Origin of the sequence: Rhizobium gallicum bv. gallicum R602sp, from assembly GCF_000816845.1 — a bacterium.
Taxonomy (GTDB): domain Bacteria; phylum Pseudomonadota; class Alphaproteobacteria; order Rhizobiales; family Rhizobiaceae; genus Rhizobium; species Rhizobium gallicum.
Genome location: NZ_CP006880.1, coordinates 1,257,579 through 1,274,820, shown reverse-complemented (window position 1 = coordinate 1,274,820; position 17,242 = coordinate 1,257,579). Strand labels below are relative to the sequence as shown.

General features: G+C 60.4%; 10 protein-coding genes. 1 reads left to right on the top strand and 9 read right to left on the bottom strand.

Features of this window, described 5'->3' with window-relative positions; all coding sequences use genetic code 11:
* Positions 1 to 51: 51 nt before the first annotated feature.
* The 8 genes from RGR602_RS29140 to RGR602_RS29100 all read right to left on the bottom strand — a co-directional run bounded on the left by RGR602_RS29140 (position 52) and on the right by RGR602_RS29100 (position 15,753).
* Positions 52 to 768 carry a Bax inhibitor-1/YccA family protein gene (locus RGR602_RS29140; protein WP_040115488.1) on the bottom strand — a complete coding sequence of 239 codons (717 nt, stop codon included), beginning with the start codon at positions 766 to 768 and terminating at the stop codon, positions 52 to 54.
* Positions 769 to 789: 21 nt separating this feature from the next.
* Positions 790 to 1,557: an anti-sigma factor family protein gene (locus RGR602_RS29135; RefSeq protein ID WP_040115487.1), complete on the bottom strand. Its 768-nt coding sequence runs from the start codon at positions 1,555 to 1,557 to the stop codon at positions 790 to 792.
* Positions 1,544 to 2,083 carry a sigma-70 family RNA polymerase sigma factor gene (locus tag RGR602_RS29130; RefSeq protein ID WP_040115486.1) on the bottom strand — a complete coding sequence of 180 codons (540 nt, stop codon included), beginning with the start codon at positions 2,081 to 2,083 and terminating at the stop codon, positions 1,544 to 1,546. Before RGR602_RS29130 ends, RGR602_RS29135 begins: the two co-directional genes overlap by 14 nt.
* A 534-nt stretch (positions 2,084 to 2,617) precedes the next feature.
* The gene (gene cueR / locus RGR602_RS29120) at positions 2,618 to 3,013 is read right to left on the bottom strand and encodes a Cu(I)-responsive transcriptional regulator (protein WP_040115484.1); all 396 of its coding nucleotides are present in this window, start codon (positions 3,011 to 3,013) and stop codon (positions 2,618 to 2,620) included.
* A gap of 12 nt (positions 3,014 to 3,025) precedes the next feature.
* Positions 3,026 to 5,536 (bottom strand): heavy metal translocating P-type ATPase, encoded by a 2,511-nt coding sequence (locus RGR602_RS29115; RefSeq protein ID WP_040115483.1) that lies wholly within the window; start codon positions 5,534 to 5,536, stop codon positions 3,026 to 3,028.
* A 62-nt stretch (positions 5,537 to 5,598) separates the two neighbouring features.
* On the bottom strand, positions 5,599 to 8,130 hold the full coding sequence (treY, locus tag RGR602_RS29110) for a malto-oligosyltrehalose synthase (RefSeq protein ID WP_040115482.1): 2,532 nt from the start codon (positions 8,128 to 8,130) through the stop codon (positions 5,599 to 5,601).
* Between the two features lie 73 nt (positions 8,131 to 8,203).
* Complete coding sequence (gene pbpC / locus RGR602_RS29105; RefSeq protein WP_040115481.1) at positions 8,204 to 10,285, bottom strand: penicillin-binding protein 1C; 2,082 nt, start codon at positions 10,283 to 10,285, stop codon at positions 8,204 to 8,206.
* Positions 10,285 to 15,753, bottom strand: a complete 5,469-nt coding sequence (locus RGR602_RS29100) for an alpha-2-macroglobulin family protein (RefSeq protein WP_040115480.1) — start codon at positions 15,751 to 15,753, stop codon at positions 10,285 to 10,287. Before RGR602_RS29100 ends, pbpC begins: the two co-directional genes overlap by 1 nt.
* Before the next feature lie 307 nt (positions 15,754 to 16,060).
* Between RGR602_RS29100 and RGR602_RS29095 the strand changes: the two genes are divergently transcribed.
* Positions 16,061 to 16,459 carry a response regulator gene (locus RGR602_RS29095; protein WP_040115479.1) on the top strand — a complete coding sequence of 133 codons (399 nt, stop codon included), beginning with the start codon at positions 16,061 to 16,063 and terminating at the stop codon, positions 16,457 to 16,459.
* A 1-nt stretch (position 16,460) separates the two neighbouring features.
* Here RGR602_RS29095 and RGR602_RS29090 read toward each other — a convergent pair whose 3' ends face one another.
* A complete protein-coding gene (locus RGR602_RS29090) occupies positions 16,461 to 17,192 on the bottom strand; it encodes a TetR/AcrR family transcriptional regulator (RefSeq protein WP_040115478.1) in 732 nt (243 codons plus the stop codon).
* Positions 17,193 to 17,242: the final 50 nt, after the last annotated feature.

The window sequence follows — 17,242 nt, the reverse complement described above, 5'->3', positions numbered from 1 at the left end:
GACTACGGACCGAGCGTTCTTGCGCTTCCATTGCCCCCAGAAGCGCAGTCTTTATTCCCGCTCGCCCGTGAAGTTCAGCAGGAGCTGGAAGATGTTCACGAAGTTCAGATAGAGCGAGAGCGCGCCGAAGACAGCAAGCTTCTGGTTCGATTCCTGATCGTGATTTTCCGAAAACTGTTCCTTGATGTTCTGCGTGTCCCAGGCGGTCAGGCCGACGAAGACGACGATACCGATCACCGAAATGGCGAACTGCAGCGCACTCGAACCCAGGAAGAGGTTGACGATGCTGGCGATGATGACGCCGATCAGACCCATGATGAGAAACGAGCCGAAACGTGAAAGATCACGCTTTGTCGCGTAGCCATAGAGACTGGTCGCGCCGAACATCGTCGCGGCGATGAAGAAAGTGCGCGCGATGCTCGTGCCGGTAAAGACCAGGAACACCGAGGCAAGCGACAGTCCCATGACCGCGCAGAACGCCCAGAAAGTCATCTGCGCAGCACTTGCCGACATCGTCTGGATGCGGAACGTGAAGAAGAAGACGAAGGCAAGCGGCGCGAGCATCACCACCCACTTCAAGGGCGACTGGAAGATCGGCACGTAAAGGGCCGGCGTGCTGCCGACGATGAAGGCGACGATCCCGGTGATGACCAGGCCGAGACCCATGTAGTTGTAAACGCGCAGCATATGCTGGCGCAGGCCTTCGTCGAAGACAGCCTGCGAGCCTGCGGCGGTGCCGTAGCCGTATCGCGGATTGTTCGGATTCATGTTAATCTCCTCGGGTTGACACTAGTAGAGCGAACGGGCGAGCCCTTCGGCAGCCCGGTCGAGTTCAAGATCCTTGTCACTGGCAATCAGCGCATAGGCGACCTCGCCGATCTGCCAGTAAGCAGCTTCAGCATTGTCGAGCGCCAGATGGCTGACCGGCTGAACAGCAAACGCGCCGGGCCGCACGGCAAAAAGCGAAAGCCGCTTCCCATCCGGTTCCCGGATTGCCATTTCGACACTGGGGCCGAACTCAGACGGAAAGATCTGGACATCGGAAACCTTCCAGTCTTTCGGGAGCTCCGGCATCGCGATTGCGGTCGCCGCACGAATGTCGTCGGCATTATATTGCGCCGCCGGCTGCGAAGGCATCGTTTCGCGAAGCTTGGCTGTCTGGTAGGCGCGCACCGCATCCTCGACGTAGGGCGGGGCCGGAACGGATGCGGCCACCTCCGTCGCCGTAAAGGCACCAAAGGATGTATGCGCCACCCAGCCTGCCATCACGAGGATGCCGACGGCGGCAATTCGCTGAACCGAATGAAGGATACGGCCGTAAGAAAGACCCCGCTCCAGACGTCGTGCGGCATCGCGGGTCTCGATCCGGCCAAAGGCGTTCTCTCCGGCGAGCGCCAGACGCAGCTCGCCCTTGATGCTGAGATCGGCCATTACCTTTGCGGCAATCGCCGGATTCTCGGAGAGATAAGACTCCACCTGGATGCGGCGTGCCACGTCCAGTTCGCCATCCACATAGGCGTCGAGATCGGCATCGATGATCGGATCAACTGCTTTCATTGCCGTTCCTTCCGATTAACCTCAGGTGTGAGGCACGCGGCGTCGCTGCCTCGAATTCGCGAAGCTGGGCCCGGGCGCGCGCGATGCGCGACATCAGCGTTCCGACCGGAATGCCGAGCGAGGCCGCGGCTTCCTGGTAGGAAAGATCCTCGATCGCCACGAGATGCAGTGCTTCGCGCTGTTCTTCCGGCAGGTCGAAGAAAGCATCACGAACCTGCTGAAGACGCACCGCATGTTCCTGTCCCGCCGGCAGCGACTGGTCTGCCTCGACGGCTGCCTTATCGTGCCTGCGCGTTATGGACCGGTTCTGACGAACCCGGTCGATATGGACGTTGTGGAGAATGGAAAGCAGCCAGGTCCTCAGATTGCCGCCGCGCCTAAAGCTCTGCCGCTTCTCGAAGGCGCGCACCAGCGCATCATGGACAAGATCTTCGGCGTCATCCGAATTGCGCACCAACGCACGCGCATAGCGCCTCAGCGCCGCAAGCTGCCCGATGACGTCGAATGGCCGTTCTGTCCGTTCCATGATTGAGTATACGACTGTCCGTGAGATTTTATTCCAGTTCTTCTGAAGTTTTTTAGCTGATGGAGGAAACTTCTTAGCGAGAACGACGTCACTATCCCGATACGAGGCGATCTTGTCCTGCAGTGGCCTTAAACGCTCACGCAGAGAGCTTTCATCTGTGCGGCGAAGCTCGGTTTCAAGTGCGCGCCGCACGGCCTGCGTCTTGTTGATGCAAGCGCGTCATGTCCGTGCTTGCTGTACGGGAGGCGTCGGCCGCCATCTGTCGCAAGAAACAGATTCCGATGGCCGAAACCGAGGCTCAGATCCGGGAATTTCTGCGGCTTGCAGAGATCGCAGTCGTATCGATAACGGTGACCGAAAATGACATTGCCCTCAGCGCCTTGAAAAAAGGGCCGCCATCGTTCCTAACCGCAACAGTGCGCTCAATCTGGTAGAGGGTTTTCACTATGCGGCGGCAAAGGCAGGCACGATGCCGATCCTGACGAGGGATGCCGGTTTCGCGCTGACCGATCTCACGACAAATGGTCCTGGTGTCTAGACAGTTTTTCCATCCGACAACTCCTCCAGAATTGGACAATCCGGCCGGCCGTTGCCATGGCAGGCATGCACCAGATGCTCGAGCGTCCGGCGCAGGTCCATCAACTCGCGGATCTTGCGATCAATCTCATTGAGCTTACCTTGTGCGATCTCCTTCACATCGGCGCTTGCCCGGCTTTTGTCTTCGTAGAGCGCCAAAAGCTGGCGGCATTCCTCGACGGAGAAACCCAAGCCACGCGAGCGCTGGAGGAAGCGCAGCTTATGGACATCGGCTGCGGCATAGTCACGATAGCCGTTTGCGCCCCTGCCGGGGCTGATCAGGCCGATATCCTCGTAGTAGCGGATGGTCTTCGATGGCAGACCGGACCGGTCCGATGCTTCGCCGATGTTCATCCTCTTGTCCTTTCAGAGTTTCTGGAGCCTCAGTCGCAGCGCGTTGCCGATCACGGAGACCGACGACAGGCTCATGGCCGCTGCGGCAATCATCGGCGAGAGCAGTAGGCCAAAGACCGGGTAGAGCAAGCCCGCGGCGACGGGCACGCCAAGCGCATTATAGCCGAAGGCGAAGCCGAGATTCTGGCGGATGTTGCGCATCGTCGCCTCTGCCAGCCGCCGGGCACGCACGATTCCGTTGAGGTCACCCTTGACCAAGGTAATGCCGGCGCTTTCCATCGCGACATCTGCGCCCGTTCCCATGGCGATACCGACATCTGCAGCGGCAAGCGCCGGAGCGTCATTCACGCCGTCGCCGGCCATTGCAACGACCGCGCCCTTTGCATGGAGTTCGTCGATCAGCGCCTTCTTGCCTTCCGGCAAAACGTCGGCGCGCACTTCATCGATCCCGAGGCTTTTTGCGACGGCGCTTGCTGTGCGCTCGTTGTCGCCGGTTGCCATGATGATGCGCAGCCCGCTTTCGTGCAACGCGCCGATCGCCTCGGCCGTTGTCGCCTTGATGCGATCGGCAACCGCAACGAAACCCGCAAGGCTGCCATCGATGGTGACGAACATTACGGTCTTGCCTTCGTCACGCAAGGCGCGGGTTTTTTCGGCAAGTGGCCCGGGATCGATGCCGAGATCGCTCATCATCGCGGCGTTGCCAAGCGCCACGGCCGTCTTGTCGGCATGGCCTTTTACGCCTTTGCCGGTCACAGCCTCGAAGCCGGTGACATCAACCAGTTTGACGTTCCGCTCTTGTGCGCCGGCAATGATCGCTTCGGCCAGCGGATGTTCGGAACCGCGCTCCAGGCTCGCCGCCAGCAGCAGCAGCCGTTCCTCGCTGATGGCGTCCATCGGTACGACGTCGGTAAGACGCGGCTTGCCTTCGGTCAACGTGCCCGTCTTGTCGACGATCAAGGTATCGACCTTCGAAAAACGCTCCAGTGCTTCAGCATCCTTGACCAGCACGCCCTCCTGCGCGCCCCGGCCGGTCGCAATCATGATCGACATCGGCGTGGCAAGGCCGAGTGCGCACGGGCAAGCGATGATGAGCACGGCAACCGCGGCAAGCAGTCCATGCGCCATCGACGGCTCCGGCCCGAAAATGGCCCAGACGAGGAAGGCAACAATCGCTGTTACAACGACGGCAGGTACGAAGATGGCCGAGACCCGGTCAACTGCGCCCTGGATTGGCGCACGCGAGCGCTGTGCCTTGGCGACCATATCGACGATACGCGATAACATTGTTTCCGCGCCCACGCGCTCGGCCGTCATCACGAAAGTGCCGTGGCGGTTGATGGTGCCGCCGGTGACAGCATCGCCTTTTGTCTTTTCAACGGGGAGCGGCTCACCGGTGATCATCGATTCATCGACAGTTGATTGTCCTTCGCTGACCGACCCGTCGACCGGCACGCGCTCGCCTGGCCGCACCCGAAGCCGGTCGCCGCTTGCGATGTCGTCCACTTCGATGTCCGTTTCGCTGCCGTCGGCACTAAGGCGGCGCGCCGTCTTTGGCGCAAGGTCGAGCAGTGCCCTAATGGCCGAGCCCGTCCGCTCGCGCGCCTTCAGTTCCAGCACCTGGCCGACGAAGACCAGCGCCACGATGACGGCAGCTGCCTCGAAATAGACAGGCACCGTCTCGCCATGGCCCCTGAAACTCATGGGAAAAAGGCCGGGCGCAAGTGTCGCGACGACGCTGTAGACATAGGCGGTACCGACGCCGAGGCCGATCAGCGTCCACATGTTCGGACTGCGGTTGAGGAGTGAGTTCCAGGCCCGGCGGAAGAAGGGCAGGGCCGCCCAGAGCACGACAGGGGTTGCGAGCAAGAGTTCGGTGAAACTCACCAGCGGTTCGCCGATCGCATCGCGCAACGGCAGTCCGATCATCGGACCCATGCCGAGCACGAGCAGCGGAATGGCCAATGCCGCGCTTATCCAGAGCCTCCGCGTGAAATCGGCAAGCTCCGGGTTCGGCCCCCCTTCTGCCGGCGGAATACCCATCGGTTCCAACGCCATGCCGCATTTCGGGCAGTCACCAGGGTGATCGCTGACGACTTCCGGATGCATCGGGCAGGTATATTGCGTGCCCTTGGGCATAGGCTTCGGCCCCTGCCGTTTTTCCTGACGATAGATTTCTGGATCGGCCTCGAACTTTGCCTTGCACCTTGCCGAGCAGAAGTAGAATTTATCGCCGTCGTGCTTCAGGAAATGCTGCGCTGTCGTGCGTTCGACGGACATGCCGCAAACCGGATCCTTCGCCGTCAGATAATCATTCGGAGTGGCTTCGAATTTCTCCCGGCAACCGTCGCTGCAGAAATGATAAGTGTGGCCCTGGTAATTGAGGCTCGGCTTGCCCGCGTGCGGATCAACGGTCATGCCGCAGACGGGATCGCGTGCCACAGCGGCCTTGCCGAGATTGTCCAGGCTTTGGTGAGAAGAGCAATTGCTAATCCCGTGATGATGATGATCTTGTGTATTCATAGGCTTCTCCTTTGCCCGGACAGGCAGTGGATAGGCTTATGAACCTTCCCGCAACTGGAAGGTCAAGCGATAATTTCATGGTCCTCTGTGGTTCCGACAGGTTCGATGAGCGCCACAGGCTGGCTGCCAAGGAGGGTCGAAAGTGGCAGCTCGACTCGCGGATCAAGGGCTTGGCCGGTCAGGAGATCGCAGCGGCGACCTTCAAGGAAGGCCGGCACCTGAATTACCGTATCGTTCCAGAATTCAGGGCCGGCGAACAAAACGCCTGGATCGAGCCAGCCGAGCATCCATCGTGGAACGACGGTCATGACATAGGTTCCGTTCAACTCTCGCGCAAAGGCGACAACATGATCCTTGCGCGCGCCTGACACCTTAAGGGGGACATAGTTGCCTTTCGCAAAAAGCTCCGGCTGCCGCTTTCGAAGATGAAGACCGGTTTGGACGATGCGCTGTTTCAGCGCGGGCACCGTCAGACTTGCAATTGGCGTTCGTTCCGAGAGGCTGGCAAACGACGCCGTCATGTCGACAGGCCTGCGGTTATCAGGATCGACGAAGCTCAAATCCAAAAGCTCGGCCCCTTGATAAATGTCTGGAATGCCGGGCGCCATCAGCTTAATCAGCGTCTGTGAAAGGCTGTTTAGATAACCGGTCTCGATGAAGGGGCGCATGACCGCTCCGAAATCCTCATGGAAGACGAGATTGGTCGATGAAAGCAACGCCGTTGCATAAGCTTTGACCGCTGCCTCGTATCCGGCATGCGGCTCATTCCAGTTCGTGCCGAGCTTTGCTTCACGTATCGCCTTTTCCGCATAGGCCGTGAAGCGCCCGATCAGCGCTTCGGCCTCTCCGTTCAAGAAATCCTCCGGCCATATCCCGGCAAGCGCCTGATAGAGCATCCATTCGACATTCGGTTCCGGCGTCAACCCGCCCGGCAGTTCGATCAGACGGTCGCGGTTCATCTCGCGCCAGCGCTCCACCGCCTGCGCCCAGACATCGGCTCCTTCGCTCAAGGTATAAAGCCTTGCACGCGCATCCTCCCCGCGCTTGGTATCGTGCGTCGATGTCGCCGAAAGCCCGTGTGGATTAAGCTTCGCGCGTTTAAGCATCAGCGCATGGAAAGCCTCGACGCCTCCCGGCTTGATATCCGGGTCGCCGCCGACTTCGTTTACCGCGAGCAACCGGTTGTAGCGATAAAAGTGCGTGTCCTCCATTGCCTTGGCCATGACTGGTCCGCTCAACTGCTGGAATCGGCGGCGGAATTCCTTCGCCGCTGCCTCCCGTACCCCGCCTTTCAATAGCCTTGCCACAACGTCGATCGCTCGCCGGTCGGCAAGCTTTTCAGCGGCGCTGGAAATGACCCTGCTGAGCACGTCCGCATCGCGTGCTTCAAGCGGACCCTTGCTGCCATAGATGCGATAGACGGGAAAGGCGATCAGCGATTCGTGGATAGCTGCCACAATAGCGGCGCGGTCAAGGTCGGGATAAAGCCCATGGACGATCTTCACCAGCCGCGTCGTCTCGCCTTCGAAGTACCGCTCCACCATCAATTGCTTGGCCGCGCGAAGACCAGCAGTAAAATCGGCCATATCCGGGGCAATATTCGCATAGGCGGTACCCAGCTGTTGCAGGCCGCCGCCGTCGACGAAGAGATGGCCGAGTGCCGAAATGAATTCGTAGCCGGTGGTCCCGGCGATCGGCCAGCTTGCGGGCAGTGTCTCGTCATGGCCGAGGATCTTCTCGACGATTATATAGATCTTGGATCCTGTCTCAGCGCGCAACCTTTGCAGATATTGCTTCGGATCGGCCAAGCCATCGATATGGTCGAGCCGCAAACCCTCTACCTGCCCGGACCGAACGAGTTCGAGAACGAGCCGATGGCTATCTTCGAAAACCTGCTCGTCCTCAACGCGCAGGCCGACCAGACCCGTTACTTCGAAAAACCGCCGGTAGCTCAGATGTCTGGCCGCCTCTTTCCAATATGTCAGCCGCCAATGCTGGGCCTGGTGTAGGTTGACGATCAGCTCTTCGTCTATTGCGAGGTCGACCAACGCCGGCTCATCTGCGCTTGCTGGAACAAGATTGGTGCTGTCGGGGTTCAAGGGCAAAAGCGTATCGCAGTAGCCAAGCACAAGTTCGCCGCTTTCCGGATCGCGCTTAAGCCGCAACTCGCCATCAGACAGTGCATCCTTGAACGGCTTGCCGAGGATCGGCAAGGTGAGCCGTTCGCTCCAGTCGATATCGAAATGGCGCGCATAAGGGCTTTCCCGGCCGAGCTTCAACACGCTTCGCCACCAGGGATTCTCCGTCGAGGCGGCCATATGGTTCGGGACAATGTCGAGGATGAGGCCGAGCCCGGCGTCTTTCAAAGCCCGGCTCAAGCGGTCAAAGCCCTGGCGTCCGCCGATTGCCGGCTCGATTTCATTGACATCGGTTACGTCATAGCCATGCGTCGAACCTCTCGTCGCGGCAAAGATCGGCGAAGCGTAAAGATGGCTGATGCCAAGGGCTTTGAAATAGGGCACACATTCGATGGCCCGGTCGAATGTCATGCCGTTGCGGAATTGAATGCGGTATGTCGATGTCGGAAGCATCATGTTCGCCTGCCGTTTCGGAGGAGACGGCCCGGAACGGTGATAACGGTCCCTTTGTTCCCCGCAATTCCAAGGTTTAGTCGATGAAGACACCGACGCTTGCGGCACGGCCCATCGCGTCGATCACCGTCAGTTTCGAGTAGCCGCCACCATCCGGCATCCATTGGTTGGTGCGGCGGCGAGAAAGATCGGGCAGCGGCTTGCCGTTTGCAAGCCAGCGGAACGGCGCCCGGCCGCCGTGCAGTTTCAACATCAATGGCGAGAGATCACCGCTTCCTGCGCCGAGATCGACATGCGCACCCTCCGGTGGATAGACGATCTGCGGTGCCTGTTCGCGGCTGGAGGCAGAAGGCAATCCGCTGGCATTTATCGAGAAACGCCGCTGACTCACCGGCAGATCCGCCTGGGCGACGCGCACTGCGCCAGAGGGCGGGCGTGGCAAAGGTGTGGTTGCAATGCTCGACTTTGCAAAGGCCTCAAACAGGATAGGGGCTGCCGTGCCGTAACCGGTCGACCCCGGCACCGCGCCATTGTCCGGCCTTCCAACCCAGACACCGAGCACATACCGCCCGTCGTAGCCGACTGACCATGCGTCGCGATAGCCGTAGCTGGTCCCTGTCTTGTAGGCGATGCCGCGCTGCGGGGCGCCTGCCGGTGGGATGACGCTGGAAAGAATATCCGAAACATTCCAGACGGCGACCGGCTCCAGCAACGGCTCGCCGTCTATCTTACCGGGCTTTGCAGTTACACCGTCGCCGATTCGAACCGGCTCGCCCTTGTTGGCAAGCGCCGTATAAAGCTGCACGAGGTCTTTCAACGTGATACCTACCCCGCCTAGCCCAATCGCCAGTCCCGGCGCCTCGTTCGGCGGCAGGATGGGACGAACGCCGGCGCGGCGGAAGCGCACCAAGAGCCGCGCCGGGTTGACGGCGTCAAGCAGCCTGACGGCCGGCACATTCAACGAAAGCTGCAATGCCTCTCGCACCGTTACGTCGCCTTGATAGCTCATGTCAAAATTGCGCGGCCGGTAACCGAAGAAGTCGGCTGGCCGGTCCTCGATGATCGTTTCCTGGCTGACCAGCCCCTGCTCGAAGGCAAGACCATAGATGAAGGGTTTCAGTGTCGAGCCGGGCGAGCGGCTGACACGCGTCATGTCGATCCAGCCGGAACGGCTCGCGTCGAAATAGTCCGCCGATCCCACGTCGCCGACGATCTCGCCGGTGCGCGCATCGGCCATCACGATTGCGAGAGATAGTTTCGGACGAAGTTTCATCGCGGCACTTTTCGCCGTCGCTTCGAGCCCTGCCTGTATCTGCTTCTTCAGCGTCGTGCGATGCTCGCGCTCGTTCGGCTTGCTGCGAAGCGCTGCTTCGGCAAGATGCGCGGCAAGGGCCGGGAGCTGCATGCGCGTTGCCGGAACGCCTGTCGCCTCGGCGCGCTCGGCCTCACCCTCGCCGATAACTTCGGCCACGGCGGCGCGCTTGAGCACGCGTTTTCGTGCCGCTTCCGCTGCCACCAGGTTTTTGTCGGGGCGTCGTCGTTCAGGAAGCTGGGGGAGGGCAACGAGGAGGGCAGCCTGCGCCACCGTCAGCCGCTTCGGCTCCTTGCCGAAATAGGCAAGGCTTGCGGCGCGCAGGCCTTCCAGATTGCCGCCATAGGGTGCATGCGTCAGATAAAGATCGAGAATCTCTTCCTTCGAGAGCCGCCGCTCGATCTGGACGGCGCGTATCACCTGCAGGATTTTCGCCGAAAACGAACGTCCGGCGCGCGGTTCGATCAGCCGCGCCACCTGCATGGAAAGCGTCGAGGCGCCGGAAACGATGCGGCCGTTGGTGAGCAGCTGCAGGCCCGCGCGTCCGATCGCCAGCGGATCGACGCCGTGATGCTCGTAGAAGCGCCGGTCCTCATAGGCGATCAGCATGCGCATGAATTGCGGGTCGACATCCGCGACCGTGGTTTTCAGACGCCAATGGCCTTCCGGCGTCGCAAAGGCGCGCAGCAATTGACCATCGGCATCGAGCACTTCGGCCGACACCGCACCGGTCTTTTCGAGCGGCGGCGGAAAGACCCTGTCGGCAGCGTCCAGAACGAAGAAAACCGCGCCGGCAAGAATGAAACCGGCTGCAGTCCCAATCGTGAGCTTGCGCCAGAGCCGCATTATCGTGCTGCGACAACCTCCATCTTGCCGGTCGCCGTACGAGACGAATATTCGGGGCGGTACATATCTTCTACGGTCGCCGCCGGATGGTCATAAACGCCCGGGGTGACGGCCCGCACGATATAGGCGACGTTGATTTCACGGTTGTCGTCCGAAGTCCGGTTGAAGGCCGCCACGAAGCGATCGTTGCGGAATTCGGTGTGCGCCGCCGTCTGTTCGCCGATCCAGTCGAAATTGGTGAGCTGAGCGCTGTCGACCAGGCTGGGATTATCGATCTGGAGGCCGGCAGGCAGCAGATCGGTCATGACGACACGCGACGGCCAGGCGTTGGTTTCGGTCACGTGCAGCACGACCACATAACGCTCGTTCTGCTGCGCCTCACTGATATTCACCGGCTCGCCATCAAGCGTGTAGTAGGTGCGCTCGATGGCAAAGCCGTTGCCGCCGGCAGGCAGCGGGGTGACGGGTGCTGCGACTGTCGTGACGACCGCCGATACCGCATCGGTCATGGCGCTCGTCAGCGTCAGGGGATTGTTGATCAGCGCATCGCCGCTCATCTTCGCCATGTAGGCACCGGTATGCAGCGCGCCGTTGACATCCACCTTCAGGGAATCGTCGCCGCTCTGGATCGCGCGCGCGGCAAGCAGCGTCCAGGCCTGCTCCTGGGTGCTCGTCCACTTGCTGCGGTCCCATTCCCTGCCGACGGCCCTTGCCAGTTCTGGAATGACTGGCGGGACAGGGCGGCTTTCGGCCGCAAGTGCCAGGATAGCCGCACCGTCGCGCAGGATCGAGCCGTAGTCGGTACGCGAAAGATTGACGCGATGAAGGATGGAATCCTCGGTCATCTGCAAAGCGTCGACGAAGATGTTTTTCGAACGTGTCGCATCTCCGTAAAGTGCCAACGCCGCGGCGATATGCGCCTTGGCAAGCGGCGTCGGGAAGTCGTTGATCATCGTATCGGCGTAGTAGCGCAGATCGCTGATCGAGGCCTTCCTGTTGCGGGCAAGAACATAGATTGCATAGGCAATTTGATCGCCTTGCGTCTTGACGGCGACGTCGTAGCTCAGCGCGTTCTGCAGGTTCTCGAGCGCTTGGACGAGCGCACGATCGGGCACGTCGTACTTCTCTTCACGCGCCCGCGTCAGGAAATCCGTGACATAGGAATCGAGCCAGAGGTCGCCCGAATCCGGTCCCCAAAGGCCGAAGCTGCCCGCCGATGCCTGATAGGACAGTACACGATAGATCGCATCCTGGACGCGCTTCTTCACGTCTGCATCGTCTTCGAGCCCGTTCTGTTGTGAAAGCTCGCTGAGATAAAGAAGCGGCAGGGCGCGGCTCGTCGTCTGTTCGGCACAGCCGAAAGGATAACGGTCGAGCGACATCAGCAGGGCGGGAACGTCGAAGGCGGCCGAACGCGTGACGTTGACGCTGACTGAGGCGCCCGGCAATACGCTGTTGGCCAGAAGTTCCTTGTCGACCCTCAGTTTCGCCCCTGGTTTTAAGGCGATGACGCGCCTTTCGGTCACGGGCAGTGACGATGGGCGGACCGGTACGTCGACTGTCTGATCAAGCGATAGTCCGGATGCATCCGACAGGTTGATCGAAACAGCGCCGTTGCCGGGCTGCTTGCCGATCACCAACAGTGTAAAATCGGATTTCGCACCGGCGTCCAGATGGATCGTCCGCGAAACTGCGGCCTCCTCGATGCCGACGGCTTCGTTGCCGGTCAGCTGCAGTTTGAAATCGCCGCCCGGAGCATCGGTATTGGCAATGTCGAGGCGCAGTTCCGCCTTGTCGCCAGGCGCCAGGAATTTCGGCAGGCTGGCGGTGACGACCACCGGATCGCGGATGACGATATCCTTGACCCCGTGGCCGACTCCATCCTTCGACCAGGCAACGGCCATGACACGCGCCGTGCCGTTGAATTGCGGAATGTCGAAGCTGACATTCGCCTTTCCGTCGGCGTCAAGCTTCACCGGCCCGGAGAAGAAGGCGACGAGTTTTTGCGTCGGCGGGCTGCCCTGCAGCGCCACCGCGCCACCATCGCCACCGGTTCTGAGCTTGCCTGTCGCGCCGAGCGAACCGTCAATCAGGCGGCCATAGAGATCGCGGATTTCAAGACCGAGCTGGCGCTGGCCGAAATACCAGTCCTCGGGATTGGGCGCCTCGTAGCGCGTCAGGTTGAGAATGCCGACATCGACGGCCGCAACCGTGACATAAGCATCCTCACTGGCTCCAGCACCCGTTACCGCAAGGCTTATGTTCAGCGGTGCGCGCGGCGGCATCTTTTCCGGTGCATCGACTACGACCTGCAGCGCGCGCTGCTCGGGATCGACCTTCAGCCATTTGATGCCGATCGAACGCATCGGCATATGGCTGTCCTGTGCGTCGCCCGGACGGAAGAGGGTTGCTGTCACATAGGCGCCAGCGCCCCATTCGGCGGTGACTGGGATCTCCACTTCGCCCCCACTCTCCCCGATCGTCGCATTTTTTACGTCAACGAGGTTTTCCGTCCCGGCCGTCACCATCAACTCGCCGCCATAACGGGAAGAAACCTTGAGCTTCGCCGTCTCGCCAGCCTTGTAGCTCTCTTTGTCGAGCGCGATCTCGAGGCCGTCCGGCGTTTCGGTCGAGACCGCCTCCACCATCCAGCCGGCGTCGAATTCGACACTTGATGTCGGGCCATCCGCGTCCGGGCTTTCGACTTCAACTCGGTAACGGCCCCAGCCAACCTGGGACGCTATCTTGCCGCCGTCCACGCCGACATCCGTCGTGCCGCTGGCAACCTGGCGCGCATTGAAAGCGGTTTCGTATTTCCATGCCGTGCCTTCCCGATACCATTGGTATTCGCGCTCAAGGCGTGAAAGCTTCCAGCGCAGGCCCTTCATCTCCAGCTTCCGGCCGTCGGCCGAGACGCCGATCACGTTGAAGCTGGCGATCGAATTCTCGGCTATATCGCCTGAAAATTCAGGCTTGATGCCGATCATCGGTCCCTGATTTTTGATCGGGATCAGCAGCGTGCGCTCCAGCGCCCGGCCGCCGGTTTCTTGCATGCGGATATAGACCGTCGCGTTCAACAACTGCGTGGTTGCGGGAAGATCACCGACCGCAAGATCGGTCGTTGCTTGGCCGTTCTCGTCCAATTCCGGCAGGCCTTCGATCGCCTGGCGGCTTTCCTCGTTCGCCTCCTCGTCAGAAAGACCGAAGACGTAACCCGGGAAAGCTTGGCTTTCGCGCGTCGGCTTGATAACGACATCACCTTCAAGCGTCAGGCCGGCTGCCGGTGCGCCATAGAGATATTTGCCGGTGATATCGATCGTTGCCGGCGTATCGGGACCGATTTCCTTGGCTTCCGTCTTCAGCTCCAGGTCGGTGCGATCGGGGACGAAATCGTCGACGAGGAATGTTCTGGTACCGATCGGCGACCCCTTGGGGTCGGTATGGACGTTCATTGTCCAACTGCCGCGCATGGCATTTTCCTGGATCGGGAGATCGATCACATAACCGCCGACGTCGCTGCTTTGCCGCACGATGCGCCGGTCCTCGACGCCATCGGGACGCATGAAGATGAAGGTCAGCGGCAGCTTTTCGATCGCCCTGCCATCCGTATCGCGAGCAAGGGCGGTGGCATGGACGGTTTCGCCCACCCGATAGATCCCGCGCTCGGTCCAGGTCATGACATCGATGGCCCCGGGCGAGGCTCGTCCCGTCACGCCGCGATCGGACAAGTCGAAGCCTGCCCGCGTCATATCGAGGAAGACGTAGTCGGACGCCCCGTTGCGGGCAGCCAGGACGGCTGGCGTGAGTGCTGCCGTGCCGCGCAGCAGCCCGGCAGTGAAGGTGGCTCGGCCGTTTTCATCCGTCGTCGCGGTGCCCAGAACTTCGTTGTTCTTGGCAAGCAGTTGCAGCTCGACACCGGCGATCGGCTTGGCGGAAGAGAGCGAGCGCGTCAAGACGTTGAGCCCGTCGGTTCCGGCGTAGGTAGTAACGCCGATATCTGACACGACGAACCATTGTGTCGCCTTGGAATCCCACTCGTTTTCCGGCTTGTCGGCAGGCGAGGCGATCAGCACATAGATGCCCGCCTTGCGCGCGGGCAAGGCTTCATCAACGGGGAAGCTGGTAACGACGTCCTTGTTAAGATCGTTGGCGATCTCGATCGAACCCTGCCATACGAGCTCGCCGCTTTCATCTTGAATGCGTTGCGCGCTATAGCCATCGAGCTGCGTCAGGAACTGCGAACTGGTGAGAAGCGGAGCAATAGCGCGATCGCCAATGCGGTAGAGCTTGAGGTTGGCAGTTTCGATATTGACGCTGACGAGCGGAATGCCGCGGCGCGCCGTCGAAGGCAGCACGAAGCTATCGCCGGTAAAGCGCACCATTTGACTGCGGTCCTTGACGTAGACATCGAGGCTGACGGGCGCATCCAGGACCTCGTCGACGGCAGAGGGAAGGCCGGTGCGGAAACTGATCTTGTAGGTTTCGCCGTGACCCAGGCCCTCGACGCAGATCTGCCTGTCCTTGGCTTCGAGCGCCTTGGGGGCTTGTCCGTTCAGCGTCACAAACGGTGCATAGTCGACCGTCTTGACGAGGGGTTCCGAGAACGTCACGCAGGCACGCGGCGTTGCGCTGTCGGCATCGACATTGTGTTCGGTGATGCGGAAGCCTTGTTCCGACTTGAGCTTGAGATAGGCCGCCTGCACTTCCCTGGAGCTTGCCAGCGCAAGGCTTGCCTTATAGGCACTGAGGGCTGCGCGGAAATTCGAATTCTTGGCGAGTGAGCTCGCAAGCACGGCAAGAGCATCGGCCCGCTTTGAGGCTGTGCGTGTCAGTTGGTAGCCGTTCAAGCCATCGAGAAGTGCCTGGCCGAAGGCCTGGCTGCCAGTGCCGCCGAGCGAATTTGCGGCGCGCGCCGTCTCCAGCCACAGATCGGCATCATCGGGCGTCAGCGCCAGCGCGCGATGAAAAGCGTCGATCGCGCCTGCAAGGTTGTTGGCGGTAAGATCAAGGCGCGCCGTTGCCGTCAGGCTGTCGACGGTCTGGCCCGGCTGAGCGTCGGTGAGCGCCAGATTGGCCTTGAAATCGCGGGCTTGTTGGATGATGTCTTCCGAAAGAAAGGTGAGGCGAGGAGGCGCACCGATATCGGGCTCGCGCGGTCCCGCAGTCGTTTCGACGATCCGACCGGCAATTGCACCTGGAAAAGCGTTCATCGTCTTGAAGTCGGACTTCAGGAAACACCATTTCACCTTCGGGTTATAGGTGAAAGCCCTGCAGCTTTTGTCGCCAATGCATGAGGTTTTGCATTGTTCGAGGGAAACGTTCTGCTCCGTCCGCAGATCGAAGCCGAAGAAGTCGGCATCCTTGATCGTCTGGATATCGCGCTTGGTCTCCGCAGCTGTCGCGGGAAGGCTGGCCGCGATGACTAAAAGAGCAATGGCGGCGGATGCGAAAAACGAGCGTACAGACATAGGTTCCCCCCCGGGCGCTGGCGCTGGATTGGGGCACTCTCCTGCGGCCGAAAAGACTTGTCAATACAACTTCAAATTTAGAGCTGGTTTTTATCAAAGACTTACGCCGATCTTAATGTTTTATTAGTATTAACAATGACTTAATCCAAAAATAATGCGTATCGGCTCGGAACATATGCCGCCGTTGCCCGTTATCCGGCCAAGTTCCGCCGGCCACGGCCGACTGGTGCGAAGTCTTTCGCCTACCCGGGCCGGCAAGGGCGTCTGGCCACCAATCTTTTGCGTAAGCTGGCTACAGGATAACCTCATGAACCAGAGAGTATTGATCGTAGAGGACGAGTTCTTGATCGCCCTCGATCTTGAAGCAACCGTTCAAGCCATGGGCATGGAAGTGACGGGGCTTGCCGCGAATAAGGAACAGGCGTTGCGTTTTGCGCCGACGGCGGACGTCGCTTTTGTAGACGTCAACCTGTCGGATGGTGCGACTGGGCCGGAAATCGGCCGGCGGCTGGCGGAAGACCATGGTGTTGCCGTCGTGTTCATGACAGGCAACCCGGAGATGGTGGCAGGAGGCGTCAAGGGGACGCTCGGCGTCGTCAAAAAGCCGGTCAAGCCGTCCGTCGTCGAGCAGTCGCTGAAATATGCCGTCGCACGCCGCAATGGCGCGCTCGCTGCCGTTCCGTCGCAGATGCTCGTCTTTGCCTGACTCAGCCGCTGACGGCCGCAAGCTCTGATCGCTCGGCGGACGCCTCCATGCCGTAGGCGCGAAGGAACGTCCTGACCGCGTTGCGCGCGGCACTTTCGAGCTGCTCATCGCTCGGCGTTTGCCCGAACAGCATCATGATCTGCAGATCCGCATTCCCGAGAGCGAGGAATTGGCGTGCCGCCACATCGAAGTCTTCGATCTTTAGAGCACCACTGGCGCTCAACCGCGCAAACAGAGCGCCGAGCGCGGAAATGATCCGGCCCGGGCCTTGCTGGCGCCAGGTCTCGAAAAGATGCGGATAGCGCTCACCCTCGTTCTGGACGAGACGGCGCAGGAACTTTCCGTCCTGGTTGCAGATGCAGTTTTTGTTGATCCGGATCGCAAAGGCGACAAGGTCTTCTTCCAAATTGTCGGCATTGACCGGAAACGTTGCCAGCATCGCAAAAATCATCGAATTGGCGCGCTTCAGCACGTCGTCCACGACGGCGACGAACAAAGTCTCTTTCTCGCAATAGTGATTATAGATCGTCTGGCGCGAGACATTGGCCTCTACCGCAATCTCGTCGATGCTTGCCCCTGCAAAGCCCTGGCGGCAGAATACATCCGCGGCCGCTTCCAGTATGGAAGCGCGCTTCTTGAACTGGCCGCGCTGGGTCGGCCCATCCGCTCTCTTTTCGGGTGGCGCGGGATTTTTCATCGCTCTCATGATAATGCGTCTTGACGTTTTAGACAACGCTGTCTAATTTTACACTTGTGTCCAAAATACTTGACACGTCGGTTCGC

What these genes read in the sequence shown, in the direction of transcription:
- RGR602_RS29115 (WP_040115483.1), bottom strand. Translation starts at nt 5,536, where the DNA reads ATGAATACACAAGATCATCATCATCACGGGATTAGCAATTGCTCTTCT.
- RGR602_RS29140 (WP_040115488.1), bottom strand. Translation starts at nt 768, where the DNA reads ATGAATCCGAACAATCCGCGATACGGCTACGGCACCGCCGCAGGCTCG.
- RGR602_RS29130 (WP_040115486.1), bottom strand. Translation starts at nt 2,083, where the DNA reads ATGGAACGGACAGAACGGCCATTCGACGTCATCGGGCAGCTTGCGGCG.
- RGR602_RS29095 (WP_040115479.1), top strand. Translation starts at nt 16,061, where the DNA reads ATGAACCAGAGAGTATTGATCGTAGAGGACGAGTTCTTGATCGCCCTC.
- RGR602_RS29135 (WP_040115487.1), bottom strand. Translation starts at nt 1,557, where the DNA reads ATGAAAGCAGTTGATCCGATCATCGATGCCGATCTCGACGCCTATGTG.
- cueR (WP_040115484.1), bottom strand. Translation starts at nt 3,013, where the DNA reads ATGAACATCGGCGAAGCATCGGACCGGTCCGGTCTGCCATCGAAGACC.
- treY (WP_040115482.1), bottom strand. Translation starts at nt 8,130, where the DNA reads ATGATGCTTCCGACATCGACATACCGCATTCAATTCCGCAACGGCATG.
- RGR602_RS29100 (WP_040115480.1), bottom strand. Translation starts at nt 15,753, where the DNA reads ATGTCTGTACGCTCGTTTTTCGCATCCGCCGCCATTGCTCTTTTAGTC.
- pbpC (WP_040115481.1), bottom strand. Translation starts at nt 10,285, where the DNA reads ATGCGGCTCTGGCGCAAGCTCACGATTGGGACTGCAGCCGGTTTCATT.